The 1,031-nt window shown below is 30.1% G+C and carries 1 protein-coding gene; it reads right to left on the reverse strand.

The features are described 5' to 3' along the window. Positions 1 to 100 precede the first annotated feature (100 nt). Positions 101 to 1,031, reverse strand: a 931-nt coding sequence (locus ABGF48_RS08425) for an IS3 family transposase (RefSeq protein ID WP_408105895.1), incomplete at its 5' end; no start/stop codon positions are given.

Consider the following 1,031-nt stretch of genomic DNA (forward strand, 5'->3'; position numbering starts at 1 on the left):
TAAGGTGACCCCAAAAAGTTGGACTTTATACCAGAGACATTTAGAAATATTTGTCTCTGGTTTTTTGTGTCCTAAATATTTCCCCTAGGGGAAATCGCAGCTATGCTGCATTTAATTTTCTATACTCAACTGGACTTAAATATCCAAGTTTAGCTTTTATTCTATCCTCATTGTAGTATTTTATATATTCTTCTATTGTGTTTTTAAGCTCGTTAAAAGACTTAAATGTATTGCCGTAGTAAATTTCTTGTTTTAATATTCCAAAGAAATTCTCCATTGGGGAGTTATCTAAACAATTTCCTTTTCTTGACATACTTTGTATTATGCTACTACTTTTTAATCTTGATGTATATTGCTTTAGCTGATATGCCCATCCTTGATCTGAATGAAAGATTCTCTTGAACTTGCAGTCAGAAGTCTTTTTTATCGCTTCTTCAAGGGAAGCTATTATTGCATCTAATGTTGGTGAACTTGTTATTGAATAACTGATTATTTCCCCATTAAACATATCTAGGAATGGATTTAGATAAAGCTTTTTAACTTGCATATTTCCTGATTTATCAGCTTCATAGTATTTAAATTCACTTGTATCTGTAGTAATTTTCTGATGTACTACAGAAGTGCTAAATCTTCTTTTTATCCTATTTGGTGCTACTTTACCCACTGTTCCTTTGTATGAGTAATATTTTCTCGATTTACGTGCAAAGTTTGTTACTTGAAGTTTTAGCTTTTGGATTAGCCTTTGAACTTTCTTCTTGTTTATTAAAAATCCAAGTCTTTTTAGCATGGCATGTATTCTTCTATATCCATAGTTTGGATTATCTTTTCTTATTTCTTTTATTTGCTCTTCAAATGCTTCATCTTTATTTTTTCTATCAAATCTTTTTTGCCAATACATGTATGTTGATTTAGGGAAATTACAATACTTAAGCAAATCTTTTAATTGATATTTTTCCCTTAATGAGTGAATTATTCTAGCCATTCTCTCATTTTCTGATCTTCCTCGTCCTCTAATTCCATCTTTTTTTTTA

This window comes from Helcococcus bovis (assembly GCF_046035835.1).
GTDB lineage: Bacteria > Bacillota > Clostridia > Tissierellales > Peptoniphilaceae > Helcococcus > Helcococcus bovis.